The sequence below is a fragment of the Bartonella massiliensis genome (assembly GCF_902150025.1).
In the GTDB taxonomy this organism is placed as follows: domain Bacteria; phylum Pseudomonadota; class Alphaproteobacteria; order Rhizobiales; family Rhizobiaceae; genus Bartonella; species Bartonella massiliensis.
In genome coordinates, this window is record NZ_CABFVS010000026.1 from 108,940 (window position 1) to 132,837 (window position 23,898).

Here is a 23,898-nt window from a genome sequence, read left to right on the forward strand (position 1 = left end):
CCTCTTAATCCCATTTTAAAGTACTTAAGATTGCTATGAGAAATGAAAATGAGAGATTAGAAGGGGTATTTTCGCAAATTATAAAGCAGGTACGCGCACTTGTCGTGATACCAATTTTCCAAGAGAATAGAAGAGAAAATTCTTTGAGAGGATGTTCTCTATCTTCTCGTGTTCAAGAGGCATTAGGGTTAGCACGTGCGATAAGATTAGAAGTTGCTCATTATGAAACGATTCATATTGTAACGCCTCGTCCTGCGACTCTCTTTGGAAAAGGTAAAGCAAATGCGCTTGCCGATTATATCAAGGAATATTCTATTGAGCTTGCCATTATAGATCACTTTTTAACACCAGTACAGCAACGTAATTTAGAAAAATTATGGAATTGTAAAGTTATCGATAGAACGGCTTTGATTCTTGAAATTTTTGGTGATCGTGCACGAACAAAGGAAGGGGTTTTGCAAGTAGAACTGGCGCATTTGTCCTATCAAAAAGGGCGGCTTGTTCGGAGTTGGACGCACTTGGAAAGGCAACGCGGAGGGCGTGGCTTCTTAGGTGGACCTGGTGAGAAACAAATTGAAGCAGACAGGCGTCTTTTGCAAGAAAAAATTATTCGTATTCGCCGTGAATTAGAAACGGTTATTAAAACGCGTGCACTTCATAGAGCAAAAAGAAAAAAAACATCTTATCCTGTTGTTGCTTTGGTAGGGTATACAAATACAGGGAAATCAACGCTTTTTAACCGTTTAAGCGGTGCTGATGTTGTCGCCAAAAATATGCTATTTGCAACACTTGATCCGACTTTGCGCAAAGTTATTCTTCCCCATGGAAAAACGATTCTTTTATCTGATACTGTGGGGTTTATCTCTAACTTGCCAACAAATTTGATTGCAGCGTTTAGAGCAACCCTTGAAGAAGTGGTTGAAGCAGATCTCATTCTTCATATAAGAGATATGTCAGATCTTGATCATCGCGCCCATGCTGAAGATGTCTTAGAAGTGCTTTCAAGTCTTGATATCGATATTGATGATACAGAGCATATCATAGAAGTTTGGAATAAGATTGATATGTTGGATGAAAAAGCATTGAATGTTTTACAAACCAGTGCAAAGACACGGTTAAATTCTGCTCTCATGGTATCAGCCCTTAAGGGAGAAGGACTCAATCAGCTCTTAAGAGCCATTGAAAAACGAATTTTTGGAGAGGTGCAAAGCATTGAATATCTTTTAAAACCTCATGAAATGTCGCTTATTGATTGGTTTTATGAAAATTCTGCGGAAATAATGCAGGAAGGACATGATGATGGCTCTATTACCATTAGAGCTGTTCTTACTTCTGAAGCAAAAAAACAACTAGAGAACATCAAAAAAAATATGAATTAGTTTTTTAAAAGCTATTTTTGAATATTTTTGCTCAAATTTTATGTTTTTCTTATTTTTAAATAATATTACAGCAAGTTAAGAGGATAGTTACTACTTTTTCTTAATAAAACAATATGAAGAAGTATTTTGCTGGTTAAAATAAAGATGAGTCTTAAATGTAATAAAAGACTGTTTATATACACAGTATGGCGAAACATTGTGATTGTTTTGCTGTTATTAATGCTGTGTATCTCTTTGATTTTTTGGTATTATTTTATTCAACCCCGTGGCTATCAAGCAACTTTAACATTCTCATTATCTGATTCTCTAGGAAAGCCATTACCAATAGAAAAACAAGATGATATCATTGCTTTTTTGTTTTCACAGCCTTTATTCTTAGATGATTCGTATTTTTCTTTAAGGGGGCTTTATAGGAAAAAAAATCAAGAAAATGTCCGTTTATTGCGTCATGGTGATCTTATCGATCTTACTTTTGAAGCTGCAACACTTGAAGAAGCTCAACAGGGGGTGGAAACTTGGTTCTCTGCATTTTTGCAAGCAATTATAAAACAGAAACAGTTTTTGTTAAATAAAAAATTCGAAGACAGACAATATGATAATACTGCAATCGTTAATATCATGCAGGGGTTTCGTGCATCGATCGATTCGTTTATTCAGCATAGTGTAAAACAAACAGAGCTTCACGATCTTTCGATACAATTAACGCAAGCAACGTTAAAGCGTATTCATTTAACAAGTTTGAATTCAACAATTAATATGATGCGTGAAAAGGGGCAGTCTTTACTGTCTTTATCGTTTATTGCAGAAAATTCAGCAATTGTTGCTTTGGAATCTAAACGTGACCTCTTGGAAACACAAAGAGCGCATATGGCTGAGCAATTGGGGTGGACACATCCTCAAATTAAGGCAATGACTGCGGAATTAGAGGCGGTTTCTCACCAATTAAAAAATAAAATTTTACAGATCGTTTATCAAATTCATTCAGATAAGCTTATTACAACGGAATTGGAACAACAGCTCAAAAAAAGAGTGAGTTCTTTTGTAAAAGATCAATCCCAATCTTTAAATGAAATATTTTATGCGTTTGAAAATAAAATAAAAGCAGAAATCGATGCACAAAATCAAGCAATGCGTAAGTCTACTCAAGAGAAAGAGCAAGTTATTAGTTCGAATGATGTTTCTCTTTTCTTGCAAAATGCAAAGATCGATGTGGTGATGCCAACAAAGTTAGCACCCGTTTCTTTTATGTCTCTTTATGGAAAAAATATTCTTGTGAGTGCATTGGCGAGTTTCATTACTCTTTTGCTTGGAATAGGGTTGTTTTATCCGTTTTTTAGAAGCAGAAAAGATCAACACTCAGAAGAGAATTTGAGATCAAAAGAAAATGCTTTAAGGAAGAATGAGGATATTTTAGTCTCTCAAGAACCCAAAAACCTTGAAGCTTGTATTACGATAGATGGATTATCTGATGTCTTGAAATGGTGTGCTTCAACCGTTATTTCAATCATTGGACCAGAGGCAGCACGAACAGCAGCCAAGCTTTCACTTCACCTTACAAAAGAGAACAAAACAATTTTGTTGGTCGATATTTCTGGTCAACAAATAGAGAAAGTCATTGGTCCACATCGGGGACTGACTGATATTTTAACGGGCAATGCCCAGTTTCATGATGTCATTTATCGTGATTATGATACGGGGGTTGATATTCTCCCTCAGGGGTTAACAAGCGCTGTTTCTGCAAAAGATTTTTCAAATGATATTTCTCATATATTGCAAGAATTTAAAAAAGAGTACGATTTTATCATTTTAGAGATGGCAAGCGAACCAAAATATGGACTTGAGCAATTTGCAGAGCTAACAGACTATTATATTTGTAATACTGTTTTAAATAAACAGGATTGGATGATGCGGATGGTCAACGGTTTTCCAAAGACTGTTTATCGCGTTGTTACATCATAAATTTTAAAAAAGAGAAATATACATTGCATATTATTGTGGTGTGCTTATATTTTTCTAAGGTTATAGTACATATTAGTCTATAAAGATTTAATATTTAAACTTTGAAATGCATGTGCATTTGGAGAGAAGCGTGGGGCAATCAGAGATGGAAGTAAAGAGATTCAACGAGAGCACTTTAACACCTGTGCAGAAGAAAAATCGCAAGCAAATTCAGGTGTGGCTTTATTCTATTTTATTGCTTTGCTTGGCAATTGTTTTGGTAGGGGGTGCAACCCGTTTAACAGGATCAGGATTATCGATAACGGAATGGAAACCAATTCATGGCGTCATACCACCAATTGGTGTGGATCAATGGCAAGAGGAATTTTTAAAGTATCAACAAATAGCACAGTATAAACTTCTTAATCGCGATATGACCTTAAGTGCTTTTAAGGTCATTTTTTGGTGGGAATGGGCGCACCGTGTTCTCGGACGTCTTGTTGGTCTTGTCGCTTTATTGGGATTATTTTGGTTTTGGGCGACGAAGCGTATTGAAAAAAATATTTTACTTCCGCTTATTGTGGTGCCGATTCTTATCGCCTTTCAAGGTTTTATTGGTTGGTGGATGGTCGCTTCAGGGATTGGGCAAAGTGATTTAACAAGTGTGAGCCAATATCGTTTGGCATTTCATCTTATAACGGCATGTTTTGTCATTATTTTTGTTACATATTTATCTAGAGGACTTGCAGAATATTCAGAAAAACCAGCCAATCAAAAGGTTCAATATTTTGCAGCTTGGCTTGTTATTCTCGTCTTGATAGAGATTTATTTGGGGGCTTTGGTTGCAGGGCTTCATGCTGGAAAAGTCTATAATACATGGCCCCTTATGGATGGTCAGATAATTCCTGATGGATTATTGCAACATCGCCCTGTTTGGCTTAATTTCTTTGAAAATCCCTTAACGGTTCAATTTATTCATCGGTTTTTTGCTTATTTTTTATTTATTGTCTCGGTTTTTCATGCTTTCTATGTGCAAAAAAATATTCCGCATTCAACCCACTCGCGTCGAGCATTTCTTATTTGCTTGATGATTATTATCCAAGCGCTTTTGGGAATCTTGACGCTGTTACATGAGGTTCCAATGAGTTTGGGACTCATTCATCAAAGTATGGCATTAGCTGTGTTATGTTTTGTGGTTGCACACTGGCGAGCAACAAAAGGGGCATATCGCGTTGTTGAATAAAACGTGTATCCAAATGGCGTTTAGTGGCCTAAAAGCATTAAATCGAGGTTTTGGATAGCAGCAGCGGAGGCTCCTTTTCCTAAATTATCAAAGAGGGCGCTAAGATTAAAAATACCTTCGCGATCATTGCCAAATACGAACAGTTTCATACCATCTTTGTTGGTGAAACATTCTGGATTTAGTCTTTGAAGAGAAGTGGTTTCTTCTTGTGATGCAACGGAAATGATATTTTGTCCATTGTAATGGTTTGTAAGAATTTCGCGCAGATCAGAACTGTTTGCTGATTTTGTGAATAAATGGCGGTGCAGTGGAAGATTGACAATCATTCCCTGAGGAAAACGACCAACACTAGGTATAAAAAGTGGTGTGCGGTTGATTTGTCCATGGAGTTTAATTTCTGGTACATGTTTGTGTTCAAGATTGAGTCCATAGATAAAATAATTTTCCTGAGTATTTTCTTGAGATTGATTTTCCATTTGTGTAATCAATTGCTTTCCACCACCGGTGTAGCCAGAAATTGCATGAATCGAGATGGGATAATCGGCGTCTAGCAATCCTGCTTCGCGAAGGGGGCGAATCAAGCTAATAGCGCCGGTGGGATAACATCCAGGATTAGATACGTAATGGGCTGCTTGAATGCGTTTTTTTTGGCCTGCTGTCATTTCAGGAAAACCGTAGACCCAGTTTGGTGTAATACGGTGAGCTGTTGAGCTATCAATAATCCTAATGTTTTTATTCTTTTTAAGCCAATGAACTGTTTCGCGTGCTGTATCATCTGGAAGACACAAAATGGCAATATCACTTTGATTAAGATAGTTTTGTCGTAAATGAATATTATGCCGATCCTTATGAGCAAGAGAGAGTAACTCTAAATCTGTACGCCCCTCTAAGCGTTTTTGTATTTGTAGCCCGGTTGTACCATGTTCACCATCAATAAAAACTTTGATTGCCATTCTTACTTGCCTTGATAAAATTTCTCTTAGATTAACTTATCTCAATGATATTCAGCTTTTCATATTATAAATTATTTTAAATCATTACCAAATTAAATAATAATCATTAACTTATTGAATTCATTTACATTAAAGATACTTTATAAAAAGTATAAAAAAATTAAGAGTGTAAAAGGAGGAACTTAACCTCATTTTTTTGCCAATTCTTACGATAGATTTTTTGGGTTGTTTCTATCACAAGGAATAATAAGATAGGAGATAAATATTTGCATTGTTATTTTTGAGCGTAAGGGGGTTAAAATGTTTGGTTTACATGGTTTGCTGTGTTATCGTCTAATGACTTTATTTTTTAATGTTAGGAACATGTTTTATGACTCAGCAAGAAAATGACACACAAAAGCGCTTTTTTAATGATAATTTACAAACTGTTGATAGCGCAATTTTTGATGCCATTAGAGATGAATTTGGGCGTCAACAGCATGAGATAGAGCTTATTGCTTCAGAGAATATTGTTTCAAGAGCCGTTCTTGAAGCACAAGGATCAGTTTTAACCAATAAATATGCAGAAGGTTATCCAAGAAAGCGCTACTATGGTGGGTGTCAATTTGTTGATGTCGTTGAAGATTTAGCCATTGAAAGAGCAAAACAGCTTTTTGGAGCTGCTTTTGCAAATGTCCAGCCTAATTCTGGCAGTCAGATGAATCAGGCTGTCTTTTTAGCTTTACTTTATCCTGGTGATACATTTATGGGGCTTGATTTAAATGCTGGTGGTCATTTAACCCACGGTTCATCTGTCAACATGTCAGGAAAATGGTTTGACGTTGTTTCCTATGGTGTGCGTCAAGAAGATCAGATTATTGATATGGAGGAAGTTGAGCGGCTTGCAAAAGAACGTAAGCCCAAACTTATTATAGCAGGGGGCTCATCTTATCCTCGACTCTGGGATTGGAAACGATTCCGTGATATTGCAGATGAGATTGGAGCTCATCTTCTTGTTGATATGTCTCATATTGCTGGTCTTGTTGCTGGTGGTGTGCATCCTTCACCTGTTCCCCATGCGCATATTGTCACGACAACAACACATAAATCGCTTCGAGGTCCTCGGGGTGGTTTGATCTTGACAAATGATGAGGCTTTATCCAAAAAAATTAATTCTGCTATTTTCCCTGGTCTTCAAGGGGGGCCTTTAATGCATGTGATTGCGGCAAAGGCTGTGGCATTTGCTGAAGCTTTACGTCCCTCTTTCAAGAGTTACAGTGCCAATGTGGTCGCTAATGCGAAAACTTTAGCAAAAACATTACAGAATAATGGTTTTAATATTGTTTCTGGCGGTACAGACAATCATTTATTATTGGTGGATTTACGTTCGAAAAATCTAACAGGAAAACGTGCCGAATTGGCTTTGGGACGTGCTCATATTACCTGCAATAAAAATGGTATTCCTTTTGATCCTGAAACACCCTCTATAACATCGGGAATTCGTTTGGGATCACCTGCTGCTACAACGCGTGGTTTTTTAGAAAAAGAGTTTGTTCAAGTGGGTCATTTGATCGCAGAAGTTCTTGATGGTCTTCGGAATGTAAAAAATGATGAAGATAATCATGCTGTTGAAATGGCTGTTAAGAAAAAGGTGGAAGATATAACAAATCAATTTCCTCTTTACTCTTATCTTAGCACACGTTAAGGATAAAAAAGAGATGCGCTGTCCTTACTGTCAGTATGAGGATACACAGGTTAAAGACTCACGTCCAGCAGAAGAGGGGGCGGTTATTCGCCGCCGCCGTGTGTGTTCCGTTTGTGGTGGTCGTTTTACAACTTTTGAACGTGTTCAATTGCGTGAGCTCTTGGTGACTAAAAAAAGTGGACGATGTGAGCCATTCGATCGTGATAAGTTAATGCGATCGGTTGATGTGGCTGTACGTAAGCGTAATATTGATCCTGATCATATTGAACGAGCAATTTCTGGTATTGTGCGTCAGCTTGAAAGTTTGGGGGAACCAGAGATTGCTTCAGAGAAAATTGGACGTCTTGTAATGGAAGCATTAAAAAGAATAGATGATATTGCTTATATCCGTTTTGCTTCTGTCTATCGAGATTTTCGTAATGCAAGCGATTTTCACGATGTTATCGATGAGTTGTCAAAGGGTATAGCGGATACAGAATCTCGTTTTGATGAATAAAAAAGTGCAAGATGAACGGTTTATGGCTGCGGCTATTCGTTTAGCAGAGCGTCATGTGGGACTTACAGGTGAAAATCCTTCCGTGGGTACGTTAATTGTGCAAAACAATAACGGTGGAGGGCCATCTATTGTTGGCTATGGCGTAACAGCTCTTGAGGGCAAGCCGCATGCCGAAGTGCAAGCTTTATGCATGGCTGGTTCTTTAGCTCAAGGAGCGACGGCTTATGTGACTTTAGAACCTTGTTCGCATTATGGAAAAACTTCTCCGTGTGTCAATGCACTTATTAATTCAGGTATTTCTCGGGTTGTTGTTGCACTGACTGATTGTGACAAGCGTGTGGATGGTCATGGACTTGCTCTTTTGCGTGCGGCAGGTATTGAAGTGGTTGAGGGCATTTTAGCTGAAGAGGCTTTTGAATCTTTATGGACACATTGGTGTATAAGGAAGATACAACGCTGTGCTGTTACTTTTAAAATGGCCGTTTCTGCTGATAATGGTGTAGGAAAAAAGGGGCAGGGGGGAATAAAAATTAGTGGAACGCTTTCTCATGCCCATACGCATATTTTACGAGCTCAAAATAATGCTATCCTCGTTGGTCTTGGGACTATACTAGCAGATGATCCACAACTCAGTTGCCGTTTACCAGGGATGGAGATGCGCTCACCAATTCGTATTATTTTAGATGCAGATTTATCTATCCCCCTTGATGCGAAAGTTGTCCAAACCGCTATAAAAATTCCTACTTGGGTTATTTGTGATGTGAATCTTTTAACGGAAAGCAAGAAAAATGCATTGGAGCAATGTGGTGTGTCTATTTATTCGATAGAGATGAATAATGGTTGTGTAGACCCCTTTGCTCTTTTACAGATGCTTTATAAATATGGGATTAATAGCGTTTTACTGGAAGGGGGCGTAAAGACAGGGGAAAAATTTTTGAATGCTGGTTGTGTTGATCATTTGATATGTTTTTATAGTCCTGTTGTTTTAGGAAAAAATCGTATTGAAGCGCCTCATTTTGGAAATTACCTCTCACAGTTTCATGAAGTTGAGACAAGAATGTTTGGAGATGATCGTTTTTATAAATGGAGACGTAAGACATTATGTTCACAGGAATTGTAACGGATATCGGTTGTGTTGAAGATGTTCAGTTTTTAAAACAGGGGATACGTTTAAAGATTACGACACACTATCCTATGGAAAGCTTAGCAATTGGTGCATCAATTGCGTGTTCAGGAATTTGTCTGACGATTGTGGAACGAGGATTTAAACAGGAAGATTCAAATTGGTTTGTTGTTGAGGCGTGGGAAGAAGCATTACGTTTAACCAATCTTACCCAATGGAAAAAAGGAACTTTTGTTAATTTAGAACATTCGCTTCGATTGGGTGATGAAATGGGAGGACATTTGGTTTCTGGTCATATTGATGGCTTGGCTGAAATCATTGAACAAAAAAATGAAGGAGATGCAATTCGTTTTTATTTAAAAGTTTCAAAACCATTTGTACCTTTCATTGTTCCTAAGGGATCACTTGCACTTAATGGAACATCCTTGACTGTTAATAGTGTTCATGGTTGTGTTTTTGATGTTTTGATTATTCGCCATACACTTGAAATGACAACCTGGGGACAAGCTAAAACTGGAGATTGGGTCAATCTGGAAATTGATCAACTTGCTCGTTATGCCGCTAAGCTTTTAGCTTTTAAAAGAGAAGATGAATAAGCAACAACTCTATTGATTGCCTTTAGAATTTTATGCTCTATAGCTCTGAGTTTTTTGATTCGTTTTTGTGGAATTCTATTATGATGAATGAGATACGTAAAAAACCTCACGTATTGATTGTTGAGGCGCGTTTTTATGAAGAGATTTCTGATGCGCTTTTGAAAGGTGCTGTGAATGCTTTGCAAAAAGCTGAAGTAAGTTATGATGTTATAACGGTTCCAGGTGCTTTAGAAATACCAGCGGCAATAGCTTTTGCTGAGCAAAATAAGATATCTTATGATGGTTATGTTGCTCTGGGTTGTGTTATTCGGGGTGAAACATATCACTTTGAAATTGTTGCTAATGATTCTTGTCGGGCCTTGATGGATTTAACGGTTCATAGGCACTTAGCTATTGGAAATGGTATTTTAACTGTTGAAAACGAAGAACAAGCATGGGTGCGTGCAAAACAAGATGAAAAAAATAAAGGTGCTTTTGCGGCTGAAGCTGCTTTATGCATGATCGCTCTAAAAAAGAGATTTGGAGATAATCATTAAATATGGCTGATATAAAAAGCAGACATTTTCCGCGTTCAGCCAATAAACGTGGAGCAGCAAGATTGGCTGCAGTTCAAGCGCTTTATCAAATGGATATCGTAGGTTCGGGCGTGAAAGAAACGGCAGCTGAGTATGAGGCTTATCGTTTGGGAAAAGATATTGATGGAGACCAGTATCTTGAAGCTGATTTTCAATGGTTTTTAGCGATTATAACGGGCGTTGTAAAAGATCAAAAGCAGCTTGATCCTTTGCTTCATCAACAGCTTTCTGCAGAATGGTCTCTTTCACGTCTTGATTCTATATTGCGAGCAATTTTACGAGCAGCTTTATGGGAGCTGATCAACCGTAAAGATGTTCCTGTTGCAGTTGTTATGAATGAATATGTTGATATAGCCAAAGCATTTTTTGAAGGGGATGAGCCAAAACTTGTTAATGCAGTTCTCGACAGTATGGCAAAAAAAGTCCGATCCTAAGAATTATAATTTCTTGTATTTATTAGGTCTGATAAAATCAGACCTAATAATATTAAAATGGTATGCAGAGTTATCTACTTTAGTGAGGGGCTGGTAGATTCGCAGGGCCTTTTATAATTTGAATTAAGAAAGGGTGCTCTTTTGTTACTGTTGGTGTTGTTTGAGTAATGAAATCAAACACCTGACCGTCTTGTAGACCATAGTTAGCAACTTTTGTAACCTGATTATTGTTATTGAAGTAAATAGCTAAAACTTTTCGATCAATAATCTTTGTTTTCATAAATTGCATCCCACGATAACGTGTTTGTGAGATGTAATAAAAAACTTCATTATCATAATTTGTTTTTAATGAAGGGGTGCCTAAAGCTAAAAGAACCTGTTCTTGGCTTGAACCAACGGAAATAGAACTCAGAGCATTTTTATCAAGAATATAGCCCTCTCTATAAATTTGACTTGAACCTGAAGAATCAAGAAAACTACAACCGGCAAGCGTTACAACGCTTGCTATTGATAGACCAATCAATAATTTACGTTTGATTAAGTCCATTACGTAAGGCATTTGAAACAATGATATCTCCTTTTTATATTGAGATTTACGACAAGAAGGCAATCCCAAGTTTTTTTTTCCAATTTTAGCTTTAGTCTACCGTAGCTTACATTGAGTTTCCCTGTTATAAAGCAAATTATGCCATATAGAATTTCTTTAGAAAAGAAAAAAATAATAAAATGCCTTTGAGCTAAATATAAAGCACTGTGTTTTATATGTTTTCATATTTTAGGAGTTGTCAATGAATGTTCAAAACGTTTCTCAAATGACATTTGCTTTGGCTTATCCAATATCCGTACGTTCCCTCCCTGCTAAAGGTATAAGAGTTGACTTTTGCGCAAATAAAAAAGAATGTACACATTTAGCTCAGAACCATGATTTAGTTGAAGTCAAATCTTGCGAGGGAAAATTCCATATTTTTCCGTGGAAAAAACGCGGCGTGCGTATAAAAGGTTTGTTACAAGCGCGTATAGTACAGTTATGTGTTGTGACATTAGAACCATTAGAAAATATTCTCCGTGAAAATATTGAGGTTGTTTTTGTTCCTGAAGATTCAGATCTGATGAAGCCAAAAATATCAGACGATACACGAGAATTGTTTTTAGATGTGGAGGGGCTTGATACCCCAGAAGTTTTTTATAACGACAAAATTGATATTGGTGCACTCATGGAAGAATTTTTCGAGTTGTCTATTAATCATTATCCACGTAAAGAGGGGATAAAGATACATGTGGTTGAAAATTTAGAAGAAGCAGAGCAAAAAAAATCGCCATTTTCTATTTTGAAAAATTGGAAGTAATTGTAAAAACACAAAAAAATTATCTATTGTATACTATGATAAAAACGGTATTTTCTACAAAGCTGTTTTTGTAAGATGTGCTTGATAAGTATTTAGGAGCTAAAAATCATAATATATGTTTAAAGATGTTAATGAAAAAAAAGATGTGGGATATGCAAGCGTGATTAGAATTTCTGTAGATGTCATGGGCGGTGATTTCGGTCCAGAAGCAGCTATTGCAGGAGCAGTAATTGTACAAAAAAAATTGTCGAATATTTATTTTCTGTTTTATGGGATAGAGGAGGTTGTTAAGCCGGTTTTAAAAAAATACCCTTGTTTGGATTCTGTGTCGCGCTTTTATCCTACAGAAAGTTATACACGCATGGATGAAAAGCCAAGCCAAGCACTTCGTAATGGGCGTGGTAAATCATCAATGTGGCATGCCATTGAAGCGGTAAAAAATGGTGAAGCTGATGCTTGTGTTTCTGCTGGTAATACGGGGGCGCTTATGGCCATGTCTTATTTTTGTTTAAAAATGTTAGCAGAGGCTGAACGTCCTGGTATTGCGGGTATTTGGCCTACACTTCGCAATGAGAGTATCGTTTTAGATATCGGAGCAACGATTGGGGCATCGGCGCGTCAGCTGGTTGATTTAGCGGTTATGGGAGCGGGGATGTTTCGCGCTTTATATCATACTGAAAAACCAAGTATTGGCCTTTTAAATGTGGGAGTGGAAGAGGCTAAAGGACTTTATGAAATAAAAAAAGCAGGAATGATCTTGCGTGAAGTACAATTAGAAGGATTGGAATATAAAGGATTTGTTGAGGGGAATGACATTGGAAAAGGAACAGTCGATGTTGTTGTAACAGAAGGATTTTCTGGTAATATTGCTTTAAAAACCGCAGAAGGAACTGCACGGCAGATAGCAGAGATTTTAAATTCTGCAATGCGCAGTTCTTTTTTAACATCTCTTGGCTATTTTTTATCACGGGGTGCTTTTCGTACACTGAAGCATAAAATGGATCCCGATAGGGTGAATGGAGGCGTGCTTTTAGGTTTGAATGGTGTTGTCATAAAAAGTCATGGTAGTGCCAATACTAATGGTTTTGCCTCTGCTATCCGTGTTGGTTATGAGATGGTTAATAATGGGCTTTTGCAAAAAATAACAGCTGATTTACGACGGTTTCATGAGAATAAAGAAACACTTTTTAATCAGGAAGATGACACGGCGATGAATGAGGAATCATTATGATAAGCTCTTATAATAAAAATGAAAAATCTAAAGAAAAGGTGAGAGCTGAATGATTCGATCAATTATACGTGGTGTAGGGAGTGCTTTGCCGCAAAAAAGTTTATCAAATGATGAGATTGCGAAGTTTGTTGAAACGTCAGATTCATGGATTGTTCAGCGTACAGGAATAAATCAACGTTACATTGCCAATGAAAATGAAACAACGGTTTCTTTAGGCGTTGAAGCTGCGCGAGCAGCTCTTATAAATGCTGGTTTAACAATAAAAGACATTGATTGTATTATTTTAGCAACCTCAACACCCAATAGAACTTTTCCAGCTTCTGCTGTTGAAATTCAGTATGCTTTGGGGATGAGCCATGGATTTGCTTTTGATATTCAAGCGGTTTGCTCTGGTTTTATTTTTGCTTTAACAACAGGAGATGCTTATGTTCGCAGTGGAGCTGCCAAAAGGATTTTAGTTATTGGATCCGATACATTTTCTCGAATCTTGGATTGGGAAGATCGTACAACATGTGTTTTGTTTGGTGATGGTGCGGGGGCTGCTGTTTTGGAAGCACAAAAAATTGAGGAGAAAAGTGCTTTTGAGCGTGGTATATTGTCTGCAAAATTGCGTTCTGATGGGGCTTATATCGATAAGTTGTATGTTGATGGTGGACCTTCAACAACACAAACGACAGGCTATTTACGTATGGAAGGGCGAGAAGTTTTTAAATATGCTGTTGGTATGATAACGGATGTGGTTGATGACTGTTTTGCAGCGGCGGCTATAGATTCTTCACAATTAGATTGGTTTGTACCGCATCAGGCCAATAAGCGTATTATTGAAGCATCTGCTAAAAAACTGGGAATTTCACCAGATAAAGTTGTGATTACCGTTGATCAACATGGTAATACGTCTGCAGCATCTGTTCCGTTGGCTTTAACAACAGCTGTTTGCGATGGAAGAATAAAAAAAGGAGATCTTATCATGTTAGAAGCCATGGGGGGGGGGTTTACATGGGGAGCAGTTCTTATTCGTTGGTAAATTATGGTTACTTGACCATATTTGAATAAAACGTATAAGTCATTTTGTAATTTTTAATATTTGAATAGGTGGTTATAATGACAAGTAAGACAGTAACGCGTGCAGATTTAGCGAGCGTAGTTTGTAAAAGAGTGGGCTTGTCACATACTGAATCAGCAGCTTTAGTCGAATTGGTTTTGGATGAGATTTGCAACTCACTCGTAAGAGGTGAAGCGGTTAAATTATCTTCTTTTGCAACTTTTCAGATTCGTAGTAAAAATGAACGTGTTGGACGAAATCCCAAAACAGGTGTTGAAGCACCTATTCCGCCGCGACGTGTTGTGACGTTTAAGGCTGCAAATGTCCTTAAACAGAGAATTTTAGATTCACATCGTGCAAGACAGAAAAATGATATTTCATAAATAAACGCCGTGGTAATGTTTGGTATTTATTAAAAAGTGTATAAAATAAAGATCTATATTAAAACAAGACTATCTACTAAGTAGTCAAGGTCTTATTTTTGACTAATCTTGTTGAGAAGTTGAGACGCAATGAATCATTATCAAATTATTTGTTGTGCTTTAGATAAGGTATTGCAAAATGGATAAAAGCTCTGATGCTTTTCGCACAATTAGCGAAGTAGCCGAGTTATTGGAGCTTCCGCAGCATGTCTTAAGATTTTGGGAAACACGTTTTAGGCAGATTAAACCTATGAAACGTGGGGGAGGAAGGCGATACTATCGTCCGGTTGATATTGATTTGCTTAATGGTATTAAGCAGTTATTATATGATCAGGGGTATACGATAAAAGGTGTACAACGTCTTTTGAAAGAGAATGGGGTTGCTTTTGTAGCTGCATTTGGTAATGGCGACCTTGATGCCATGAATGTTGTTATAGAGAAAAAACATGCAGGACAAACTTTTGAAAATATGAGCAATAAGCCTAAAAAGTCTTCTTTTGGGCTTTTGAGTTTCATGAGGAGTGAGGGAGAAACCTCTGTTGGTTCTGTGAATCTTTACAAAGATAAAACCGATAAAGCGTTGTTGCAAGAAATACTATTAGAACTCATTGAATGTAAGCGTGTTCTTGATAGAGCACGATAACAATAATATTTTGCATTTTTTATTTTTCTTCTTTTTGAGCAAAACATGTGTTTTAAGTTTTTTCTATAAATCAATACTGAGTGTTTAGCACGGCAATGTGTTTCGTGGAGATATTTAGACGTTTTATGTGTGTGACCCGAACGAGCCACTAATCGGCCGTGTGTATATAGTTGACTCATTTTTTAGTACGGTTTTTAACGTAGTCAAAGAGGGAGAAGAGTGAGCGCCGAATTTTATCATTTTTCTTTAAGTTAGCTTTATAACTATTAACTTTCAAGAGACGTTAAAACGATATCTGGTCAGCAAAAATCACGAAGTTCTTATAATATAGAATGCTATTGGGGTATCAATTCATGTACTTGTTTTTAAGAGATCTTTTTTAAGGATTCTCAAGCTCATTTCGCAACGGTGCATGTGAAGGATATAACGATGAAAATCCATTGAGCACTTCCATCTTTATGTTTATGAAAGAAGCAAGCCTGATATCATCACACTATTTTCCAGCTCCCAATATTGCAAAAATCTTTGTATTAAGATGATTCATAAGAGGTATTTTTTATAATTTCCCCCACACGCCAATCCCGCTTGTGACGTGCAAGCAAGTGATTTTGATTGATTTAATGTATACAGATTTGAAATGAGAAAATCTTATGATATTCAGGTCTCTAATTCAATATGAATAACGCTAAATTATCATTATAAATCAATTTGTTGTCTTTAATGAAAAAGACACATCATTATTGAACTAATTCACATATTTGTGATATTTTTGCTTTCAGTTTTCTTGCTTGATATTGTGCTAATTATCATAATGGCTTTCCATGTAGCAACAGTAAAGGAAAAGATTAATTGCTATTGTTAATATGCACTTGTTTATGGTTTACTTCTAAACGGCTTATAGCTCTCACATTCAATCTTTTCATCAATCTGTTTTGTAGATTGTGATATCATGTTTTTTTCTGGTAATAAATGATCGTGTATAAAACTGAAAAAAGCACAATATCAATTTTTTTTTGATCTTGTACAAAAATGGCAGTTTATCGCGAAGATTAATATTTTACCATCTTCTGTGATGTTATGTATTTATGACACGCTGTAAATCTGGAGGTGTTGCCTCATTTGAGAGCTGCTTAATTACATCTTCTACAGATAAAACAGTCTGATTCGTACTTCCTAAGCGGCGTATATTAACGCTGTTTGTTTCAGCTTCACGGTTGCCGCAAACCAAAATAACGGGAACTTTTTGTAAAGAATGCTCCCGTATTTTATAGTTAATTTTTTCATTGCGAAGATCTGTTGTTGCAGAAAGCCCTATAGCTTTAAGTCTTGCCGTTACTTTTTGAGCATAGTTATTTGCTTCGGATGTAATTGTTGCAACAACAACCTGTTCTGGAGCAAGCCAAAGTGGCATATGTCCAGCAAAATTTTCAATCAATATACCAAGAAAACGCTCCATTGAGCCAAAAATAGCGCGATGAATCATAACAGGCTGGCGCTTTTCTGAATTTTTATCAATATAGAATGCCCCAAAACGTTCAGGGAGATTAAAGTCTATTTGTGTTGTTCCACATTGCCATTCACGACCGATAGCATCCTTTAATGTATATTCAAATTTTGGACCATAAAATGCTCCTTCACCTGGAAGGATGCTTGTTTTGATTTGTCCCGCAGATTTTGTTTCAATCGTTTTAAGGACAGATTCCATAATATTTTCTGCGTGATCCCATAATGCATCAGATCCAACTCGTTTTTCTGGACGCGTTGAAAGCTTAAGACTAATTTCTTTAAAACCAAAATCAGCATAAGTTGATAAAATAAGATCATTAATACTCAGACATTCATCGGCTAATTGTTCATCAGTACAAAAAATATGTGCATCGTCTTGTGTAAAGCCCCGCACACGCATAAGGCCATGCAAAGAACCAGAAGGTTCATAACGATGAACAAGACCAAACTCAGCAAGTCGAATAGGCAAATCACGATAAGATTTTAAACCATGTTTAAAAATTTGCACATGACCAGGACAATTCATTGGTTTAAGAGCATACACATTCCCATGATCTGAATCTTCTGCTGCTGGAATTGCTTTGAACATGTTCTCCTTATACCAGCCCCAATGCCCTGATATTTCCCAAAGTGACCGATCGAGAACTTGTGGTGCATTAACTTCGGCATATTGATGATCATCAAGGCGTCTACGCATATAGTTGATCAAATTTTGGAACATTTTCCAGCCTTTTTGATGCCAAAAAATCATTCCTGGTCCTTCTTCTTGAAAATGAAATAAATCCATTTCACGCCCCAAACGGCGATGATCACGTTTTTCAGCTTCTTCTAACATATGGAGGTAAGCTTTTAAGTCATTTTCATTCGCAAATGCTGTTCCATAAATTCTCGTGAGCATTGGATTATTAGCATCGCCACGCCAGTAAGCTCCCGCGACTTTCATTAATTTGAAAGCATTTCCAATTTGCCCTGTCGATTGCATGTGCGGTCCGCGACAAAGATCAAACCAATCCCCTTGATAATAGATTTTCAAATCTTGATTGTCAGGGATACTTTCAATAAGTTCAACTTTATAAAATTCTTTTTTCTCAGAAAAAACGCTTCTTGCTTTTTCACGAGACCAAATTTCTTTTCTAAAAGGTTTATTGCGTTGGATAATTTCACGCATTTTCTTTTCAATGACAGTGAGATCATCTAATGTAAAAGGTTGTTGGCGTGCAAAATCATAATAGAATCCATTCTCAATCACAGGACCTATTGTCACTTGCGTTTCAGGAAAGAGCTCTTGTACTGCTTCAGCAAGGACATGGGCGCAATCATGCCTTATAAGCTCAAGAGCCCGTGAATCTTCTCGGGTTATAATTTCTACTTGACCAGATTTCCCCAATGGATCAGATAAATCTCGCATGGTGCCATCAAGACTATAGGCGACTGCTTTTTTTGCGAGTGATTTAGAAATGGATTCTGCTAATTCCAAACCTGTCATTTCAGCGGGGTAATTACGTTTTGAACCATCGGGAAAAGAAAGAGAAATAGAGCAAGACATAAAAAAAACCTTTAATCCAATTCCGCCAACGATTGCGGATGGTTTCGTGAAAATTGAGTAAAAAGCTTATGAACTGTTTTTTTATCAATACATCTGAAAAAAGAAAAGGATTATTTATTGTGTTTGTCAGAAATTTTCCAATAACGCCAAGGTTTATAAAAACAGCAAGAATTTCCAAGTGAGGGCGGTACAGGATCAAAGCCATCTGTTCCAAAGGGCCCACAACGTATGATACGAAAGAGTCCCATCCATGCCCCAGCCCAAAGCCCATGGCGCGCGATCGCTTCATATATATATTCTGAACAAGTTGGGGCGTGGCGACACTGATTACCGATAAGACTGGAAAGTGTTATTTGATAGAAACGTATAAAAAAAATTCCCAATAATCGTCCAGGTGTTTTTTGCCAAGCACCGGTGTAATTTCGAGTTATTTTTTTTTGTCGAAACTGTGATTTAAGCATTTATTCTCTTCAATTTGTTGAATACAGTCCAGCGTTGCATCAAAGGGTAGTAGTGTTGCAGCATGGCGAACTTTATAGTCTTTAATGGGCTTTAAGCAAGAGAAGTCTTCAAAGGGAGTTTGCGGAGAAGGTCCATTCTGCGTTAGCATTTGATAAATAACTTCACGTAATATTTTAAGATCTTGAGTTGTTTGTCCAATGATATGAGACGCTAAAAGTGACGCTGAGGCTTGCCCTAGCACACATGCATGTATTTCATGAGCAAAGTCTGTCACGATATGATCTTTCACTTTTAGGTCTACAGTGATTGTTGAGCCGCAAGGATATGCACGTTTTTTTGATGTTGCATCCGGATTATTAAGACGCCCAATTCTGCTTATATGTGCAGCATATTCAAGTATTTCATCACTATAGATATTATCAATCATGCACGATGACCTGAAACTTTGAGAGACGTGATTGTTTAAACTTTTAATTCGCTTATATAGAGATTATACAAAATGAAATAGGTCTGTAGCAAATGTTTTGTATAGAATAAGGTTGGAGTTTTTGAATGCGTAATGTTGTTAAAGAAGGTACAAAGGATTCTTTTGTATCTGAAGAAAAGGGACCGAGTATTGAAGAGGTGGAAGAAGCGATTCGTACATTACTCTTATGGGTGGGTGAAAATCCAAAGAGAGAAGGGCTTTTAGAGACTCCAAGACGTATAGCCAAGGCGTATCGCGAGCTTTTTAATGGTTATCGTCAATCGGTTGAAGAAACCTTAGACACCGTTTTTGAAGAGGTTTCAGGATATAATGAATCGGTAATCGTAAAGAATATTCCTTTTTATTCGCACTGTGAACATCATATGATTCCAATTATTGGGAAAGCGCACATAGCCTATCTTCCAGATACAAAAATTGTTGGTCTTTCAAAAATTGCGCGTGTTGTAGATATTTTTTCTCATCGTTTACAAACACAAGAAGCGATGACAGCGCAAGTAGCCAATGCTTTAGAAATACATCTAAAACCTCGTGGTGTAGCAGTATTGATTGAGGCTGAACACATGTGTATGGCTATGAGAGGAATCCAAAAGCAGGGCTCTACAACAATTACAAAAAAATTTCATGGTTATTATGAAAAAGATCAAGCTGCACAAGCACATTTTATGATGATGATTCAAAGATCATAGTAAAGTTCATATTTTTAGTAATCATTATTAAGTTATAAACCATCCAGATAAAATAAATTATGGGAAAGAGAAAATTGGCTTGTACCTTTCTTTATGATTTGTTAAAGGCTGAAGATCAAAATGCTCCGCTTAATAAGCATGTGCGGTCGTGGCGGAATTGGTAGACGCGCAGCGTTGAGGTCGCTGTGGGGCAACCCGTGGAAGTTCGAGTCTTCTCGACCGCACCAGTTATAATTATTTTTTCGTAACGAGAAGAAGTTTTGTGGAGGGAAGTAATCTATACGAATAATAGAAAATTTTTTCCCATTATAGAAAAATATTTCTTTGTGTGTTATTTTCTGATGTTTTCTTCATAATGTTTCATTTTTTATTACTTTGTCTGTACATTTGAAACGTTATATTTTTTATAAGTGGGGTGGAGCTACAATGAGAAGTATAGTGTTTCTAAGGTATTTAGCACTTCTTATTTGTATTTCTTTATTATCAGCATGTAGCGATTCGCGTGCTGTTCTTTGGCATGGAGTGCATGGAACTCCTTCTATGACTGCAGTAGAAAGAGAGGTTGAAGGAAAGCCAATTCCTCCTAAAGCCGTCATTCCAGTGTATGTTGCAACAAGTCGTATGATGCAAAATAATTACGCTCAACCTTATGGCTCAGAGCGATCAAATAAAGTACATTATAATCGCATTGATGTAGGAATTCCTCAGCAACATGTAAAAGGAGTTGTTGAAATAAATGCGTATAAACCTACGCATGATAAGTATTTTGCAGCAGTAGCATTGCAAAAATACGATAATAAAGAACAGTTTAAACAGCAATTAAATGCTGCTTTAGCAAAAAAGCCAAAAGGAAAAAGAGAAATTTTTCTTTTTATCCATGGATATAATAATAATTTTGCAGATGGGACATTTCGTACGGCGCAGTTTACATACGATTATTCTTTAGATGTTGTCGCTGTACATTATTCTTGGCCCTCTGCTGGATCAATCCCCCTTTATATTTATGATCGTGACAGTGCTAATTTCGCTCGTGATGGATTGTTAGAACTTTTGACACTTATTAGTGAAACCAAAGCTGATCAGATTTCGGTTATTGCGCATTCTATGGGCAATTTTGTTATAATGGAGGCTTTTAGAACCTTAGCCTTACAAGGAAAATATAAACCTATTCGTCGTATTACAAGTTTGTTAATGGCTGCGCCAGATATTGATATTGATGTATTTGAGCGCCAACTTAATGATATTAAAAAACTCCCACAGCCAACAGCTATTTTAGTATCTAGAGCGGATAAAGCTCTCGCTGTTTCAGGCCGTCTTACTGGTGGGCATCATCGTGTGGGAGATGGCTCAGATATTGAAATGTTGCGAAAAAATGGAATAACTGTTCTTGATTTCTCTCACGTGGATGGAGGGGCACACAATGTATTTGCGTCTTCGCCAACATTGATGGCTCTTTCTCGGGAAGGTTCTTTGGCTTCAACAATTATGCAAGGTACAGAGTTGTCACCTAGTCAAGCGCTTCTTGCTGATGGTAGTAGTGTATTGGAGAAAACAACACATCTTATCCTTTATACACCTGTACGTTTTCTTTCTCCACGAATTTCACGTTGAGCGTGAAAAGAGAGAAGAGGCTCATCGAATAATCTATTGGGGTAATTTTTTAGTACTTTCTTTAGAATAGCTTTGTAAAATAGAAAATAGATAGCGGGATGAATGTAAAAATCAGTTATTAGGTGATTTTGCGATGATTACACTGGAACGCTATGTTAATACGCCTAAAGTTGTTGATTATTTATCTCATTCCGCAATTAATTTATTAAACATTCATGCTATGCTTGTGAAGGTGAGAAAAGGTGATATGGGGGAAAAACCAAATTTATTGTGTCAAATTAATTCTACCAAAAAACAATTAGACGAGATAAGCCATGCTCTTATTTTAGAATACCGGAAACGTCAAGAAAATGAGCGCTTTTTGAAACAGGTTTTGCTATCTATTTCCGATCAACTTTTTTCACTTAATAATGGCTTTAAGGAAACTGGACGTCTTTTCTTTCAAGAAATTAGAATGCTTCAATCTCAGATGCAATGCTTATACGAGGGTAAGGAGAGATTGCATTTGTTGAATAGTCAAGAAGCTTTTTGTTCTCCATCACAAATTGACGAAGTTATTAAACAGTTACAAAAAGCCCGAGAAAAACTTATTCTTGAAAGCCCTCATCTCTTTGAGAAAAAGCATAAAAGCTAAACAAGAAACGTTCTTTTAGTTGAGCTGATAAATAATTTGAATTTTACAGAAAAAACAATGCTAGCAGGTTATAGTTTTTTTAAGAAAAGAATTCGCATTAACAAATAAAACATGCGTATTTAATAATCACATTCTTTTTTGCATTAACACTTTAATATATTTGGTAAAATTCAAGCAGGTGAATCAGATGGACTTATTGAAGGAAATATTTTGGGAAAGAGTTTTCCAAAAAAACTAATTAGTTAATAACCTATGGGACAACTTTTCCAACGTCATGAAGCTTTTAGTGTATTCATTAGAAACTTAGACTTCAATATTTTCCGTGATAGGAGTTAGTTGAATTAAAGCATTAATAAAGAAATTTAATAAAATAACATGTTTTGTAAATTTACATTCCCTTTTCTTAAATTTTAAAACACTCAAAGAATCAATACACTCCATGTAATTTAAAAGCATATGGTGGGCGATGAGAGCGAATAAATAGTAAGTAAAATAAAACACTTATGTTTAATGTAAGGGAATAGGCAAATATTGATTCTATTATGTTTTTTTGCTTCTATCCCTAACTTTTTTGAAGCTTTTTTATAGCTTCAAGAGCTAGTCTTTTACGATCTGCGCTCTTGGTATAAAGAGATGCCATTTGGTCTTCTGTCCAGCCAAAAATTGCCTTGAGTTGTGAGACAGTTGCACCCGAATTAGCGGCGCGTGTTGCTGCTAATTTTCTCAAACCGTGTGCTGATTTTTTTATTCCAGCTGCATTACAGGCGTCTCTAAACGCATTGCCAAAGCTTTCTTTGATAAATTTTTCATTAACTTTATTACAGATGAATGTTTCATTACCTATGGGACCAACTTCAAGCGTTTTGGCTAATTCTGGTAAAATAGGCAGAAAAACATCTGTTTGAAATTTGCTTTTCTCTGTTTTGAGATGAATAATATTATCTGTTACATTTTTCCAGCCAATACGAACGGCATCACCACGACGTAATCCCGTATATAAAAGAACATCAATCCAGACGCGTTCATGGGTACCATGATGCCATTTGTGATAATACTTTTCGACATCTTCTTCTGTCCAAGCAGGAAAGCCTTCTTTGTTTTTGAGAGGAGGTCTCTTAACACCTACTGTTGGATTATTTTTCAAAAGACCTTGTTCAATCGCCCAATTAAAAAGTCCATTAAGAGCTTTCAAAAAATTTCTAGCAGTTGCTGGTGTATCTTTACGCCGTTCCACGCCGGCAATGATATGCTTCTTATCAATTGCTTGGTATGGAATGTTTCCTATTGTATCGCATACCTTCATAAGGATGAGTTCTTTTTGTCTTTTTGTAGCTTTAGCAAGGCTGTACCAATTGACACTATTAAAATATTGTTTAAGCAGCCATGCGAATGACCCTTCAATCAGCTTGCCGGTTTTAGGTTTTGGAGGGATTATGCCTTGTAATTCGGCAAGTGCACCTTTGTAGTTATCAACAAACTCTTGCGTTCCGTAGGTTCCATGTACTCTACGACGTGGTCCATGACCAATGCGTACATACCATATAGTTTTACTATGCCGTGTGATTTCTTTAACAAGATGAGGAGGGCGTGGTTTAGGCATGGTATTTTACATCTTAGAGAGCGCGGTTTCGTAATATTCATTGGTGGAGAAATCTAAAAGTTTGTCTATATGGTTCACTGAATTTGGTAGTGGGATATCGGATTTAAGATAGATAAGCAGTTCACCGGTGGGTTTTATTTCTATGAGTTCACACCCTTGCTTTTTTGCTTCTCTTAAAGCGCGCGCAATAGCTGGTTGTGTTATGGTAGCAGGACGAGGCGCCATTCTTTTCTCCTTACATTTAAGATGCAATTCACGCGT

The 23,898-nt window shown here is 36.9% G+C and carries 24 protein-coding genes and 1 tRNA gene; 18 read left to right on the forward strand and 7 right to left on the reverse strand.

What is annotated here, in order from left to right:
- Positions 1 to 35: 35 nt before the first annotated feature.
- The 3 genes from hflX (at position 36) to FNZ60_RS06920 (ending at position 4,560) form a co-directional block, all read left to right on the forward strand.
- Positions 36 to 1,379, forward strand: a complete 1,344-nt coding sequence (hflX, locus tag FNZ60_RS06910) for a GTPase HflX (RefSeq protein ID WP_142416894.1) — start codon at positions 36 to 38, stop codon at positions 1,377 to 1,379.
- A 144-nt stretch (positions 1,380 to 1,523) separates the two neighbouring features.
- Positions 1,524 to 3,338 (forward strand): hypothetical protein, encoded by a 1,815-nt coding sequence (locus FNZ60_RS06915; protein ID WP_185913502.1) that lies wholly within the window; start codon positions 1,524 to 1,526, stop codon positions 3,336 to 3,338.
- A 130-nt stretch (positions 3,339 to 3,468) separates the two neighbouring features.
- Positions 3,469 to 4,560 (forward strand): COX15/CtaA family protein, encoded by a 1,092-nt coding sequence (locus FNZ60_RS06920; protein ID WP_142416895.1) that lies wholly within the window; start codon positions 3,469 to 3,471, stop codon positions 4,558 to 4,560.
- A 20-nt stretch (positions 4,561 to 4,580) separates the two neighbouring features.
- On the opposite strand, the gene argC is transcribed toward FNZ60_RS06920, so the two are convergent.
- A complete protein-coding gene (argC, locus tag FNZ60_RS06925) occupies positions 4,581 to 5,513 on the reverse strand; it encodes an N-acetyl-gamma-glutamyl-phosphate reductase (RefSeq protein ID WP_142416896.1) in 933 nt (310 codons plus the stop codon).
- Positions 5,514 to 5,883: 370 nt separating this feature from the next.
- On the opposite strand from argC, the gene glyA reads away from it, so the two are divergent.
- The 6 genes from glyA (at position 5,884) to nusB (ending at position 10,421) form a co-directional block, all read left to right on the forward strand.
- Positions 5,884 to 7,197 carry a serine hydroxymethyltransferase gene (gene glyA, locus FNZ60_RS06930; protein WP_142416897.1) on the forward strand — a complete coding sequence of 438 codons (1,314 nt, stop codon included), beginning with the start codon at positions 5,884 to 5,886 and terminating at the stop codon, positions 7,195 to 7,197.
- Between the two features lie 13 nt (positions 7,198 to 7,210).
- The gene (nrdR, locus tag FNZ60_RS06935) at positions 7,211 to 7,693 is read left to right on the forward strand and encodes a transcriptional regulator NrdR (protein ID WP_142416898.1); all 483 of its coding nucleotides are present in this window, start codon (positions 7,211 to 7,213) and stop codon (positions 7,691 to 7,693) included.
- Positions 7,686 to 8,813 (forward strand): bifunctional diaminohydroxyphosphoribosylaminopyrimidine deaminase/5-amino-6-(5-phosphoribosylamino)uracil reductase RibD, encoded by a 1,128-nt coding sequence (ribD, locus tag FNZ60_RS06940; RefSeq protein ID WP_142416899.1) that lies wholly within the window; start codon positions 7,686 to 7,688, stop codon positions 8,811 to 8,813. The genes nrdR and ribD overlap by 8 nt, the downstream gene beginning before the upstream one ends.
- A complete protein-coding gene (locus FNZ60_RS06945; RefSeq protein WP_142416900.1) occupies positions 8,795 to 9,412 on the forward strand; it encodes a riboflavin synthase in 618 nt (205 codons plus the stop codon). The genes ribD and FNZ60_RS06945 overlap by 19 nt, the downstream gene beginning before the upstream one ends.
- Positions 9,413 to 9,492: 80 nt before the next feature.
- Complete coding sequence (locus FNZ60_RS06950; protein WP_142416901.1) at positions 9,493 to 9,948, forward strand: 6,7-dimethyl-8-ribityllumazine synthase; 456 nt, start codon at positions 9,493 to 9,495, stop codon at positions 9,946 to 9,948.
- A gap of 2 nt (positions 9,949 to 9,950) precedes the next feature.
- Entirely contained in the window at positions 9,951 to 10,421 is a 471-nt protein-coding gene (nusB, locus tag FNZ60_RS06955; protein WP_142416902.1) for a transcription antitermination factor NusB, read from the forward strand.
- Positions 10,422 to 10,500: 79 nt separating this feature from the next.
- Here the strand turns inward: nusB and FNZ60_RS06960 are convergent, their stop codons facing one another.
- Positions 10,501 to 10,980 carry an outer membrane protein assembly factor BamE gene (locus FNZ60_RS06960; RefSeq protein WP_142416931.1) on the reverse strand — a complete coding sequence of 160 codons (480 nt, stop codon included), beginning with the start codon at positions 10,978 to 10,980 and terminating at the stop codon, positions 10,501 to 10,503.
- Positions 10,981 to 11,209: 229 nt separating this feature from the next.
- Between FNZ60_RS06960 and FNZ60_RS06965 the strand changes: the two genes are divergently transcribed.
- From FNZ60_RS06965 to FNZ60_RS06985, 5 genes are all read left to right on the forward strand, one after another.
- Positions 11,210 to 11,767, forward strand: a complete 558-nt coding sequence (locus tag FNZ60_RS06965; protein WP_142416903.1) for a YceD family protein — start codon at positions 11,210 to 11,212, stop codon at positions 11,765 to 11,767.
- Between the two features lie 160 nt (positions 11,768 to 11,927).
- Positions 11,928 to 12,998: a phosphate acyltransferase PlsX gene (gene plsX / locus FNZ60_RS06970; protein WP_142416904.1), complete on the forward strand. Its 1,071-nt coding sequence runs from the start codon at positions 11,928 to 11,930 to the stop codon at positions 12,996 to 12,998.
- Positions 12,999 to 13,047: 49 nt separating this feature from the next.
- Entirely contained in the window at positions 13,048 to 14,022 is a 975-nt protein-coding gene (locus FNZ60_RS06975) for a beta-ketoacyl-ACP synthase III (protein WP_142416905.1), read from the forward strand.
- A gap of 77 nt (positions 14,023 to 14,099) precedes the next feature.
- On the forward strand, positions 14,100 to 14,423 hold the full coding sequence (locus FNZ60_RS06980; protein WP_142416906.1) for an integration host factor subunit alpha: 324 nt from the start codon (positions 14,100 to 14,102) through the stop codon (positions 14,421 to 14,423).
- 178 nt (positions 14,424 to 14,601) lie between these two features.
- Complete coding sequence (locus FNZ60_RS06985; RefSeq protein ID WP_142416907.1) at positions 14,602 to 15,105, forward strand: MerR family transcriptional regulator; 504 nt, start codon at positions 14,602 to 14,604, stop codon at positions 15,103 to 15,105.
- Between the two features lie 1,075 nt (positions 15,106 to 16,180).
- Here the strand turns inward: FNZ60_RS06985 and thrS are convergent.
- The 3 genes from thrS to FNZ60_RS07000 all read right to left on the reverse strand — a co-directional run bounded on the left by thrS (position 16,181) and on the right by FNZ60_RS07000 (position 19,046).
- A complete protein-coding gene (gene thrS, locus FNZ60_RS06990) occupies positions 16,181 to 18,157 on the reverse strand; it encodes a threonine--tRNA ligase (RefSeq protein ID WP_142416908.1) in 1,977 nt (658 codons plus the stop codon).
- A gap of 110 nt (positions 18,158 to 18,267) precedes the next feature.
- Positions 18,268 to 18,618, reverse strand: a complete 351-nt coding sequence (gene yidD / locus FNZ60_RS06995) for a membrane protein insertion efficiency factor YidD (RefSeq protein WP_142416909.1) — start codon at positions 18,616 to 18,618, stop codon at positions 18,268 to 18,270.
- Entirely contained in the window at positions 18,585 to 19,046 is a 462-nt protein-coding gene (locus tag FNZ60_RS07000) for an iron-sulfur cluster assembly scaffold protein (protein WP_142416910.1), read from the reverse strand. Before FNZ60_RS07000 ends, yidD begins: the two co-directional genes overlap by 34 nt.
- 125 nt (positions 19,047 to 19,171) lie before the next feature.
- Here FNZ60_RS07000 and folE point away from each other — a divergent pair, with 125 nt between their 5' ends.
- The 4 genes from folE (at position 19,172) to FNZ60_RS07020 (ending at position 22,037) form a co-directional block, all read left to right on the forward strand.
- Positions 19,172 to 19,792: a GTP cyclohydrolase I FolE gene (gene folE, locus FNZ60_RS07005; protein ID WP_142416911.1), complete on the forward strand. Its 621-nt coding sequence runs from the start codon at positions 19,172 to 19,174 to the stop codon at positions 19,790 to 19,792.
- Positions 19,793 to 19,934: 142 nt separating this feature from the next.
- Positions 19,935 to 20,019 (forward strand) — tRNA-Leu (locus FNZ60_RS07010).
- Between the two features lie 199 nt (positions 20,020 to 20,218).
- Entirely contained in the window at positions 20,219 to 21,403 is a 1,185-nt protein-coding gene (locus FNZ60_RS07015) for an alpha/beta hydrolase (RefSeq protein ID WP_142416912.1), read from the forward strand.
- A 133-nt stretch (positions 21,404 to 21,536) separates the two neighbouring features.
- Positions 21,537 to 22,037 carry a hypothetical protein gene (locus tag FNZ60_RS07020; protein WP_142416913.1) on the forward strand — a complete coding sequence of 167 codons (501 nt, stop codon included), beginning with the start codon at positions 21,537 to 21,539 and terminating at the stop codon, positions 22,035 to 22,037.
- 562 nt (positions 22,038 to 22,599) lie between these two features.
- On the opposite strand, the gene FNZ60_RS07025 is transcribed toward FNZ60_RS07020, so the two are convergent.
- Together FNZ60_RS07025 and FNZ60_RS07030 are read right to left on the reverse strand one after the other, a co-directional pair.
- Entirely contained in the window at positions 22,600 to 23,637 is a 1,038-nt protein-coding gene (locus tag FNZ60_RS07025; RefSeq protein ID WP_142416914.1) for a tyrosine-type recombinase/integrase, read from the reverse strand.
- 6 nt (positions 23,638 to 23,643) lie between these two features.
- Positions 23,644 to 23,862, reverse strand: coding sequence for a hypothetical protein (locus FNZ60_RS07030; protein WP_142416915.1), 219 nt, complete (start codon positions 23,860 to 23,862; stop codon positions 23,644 to 23,646).
- Between the last annotated feature and the right edge of the window lie 36 nt (positions 23,863 to 23,898).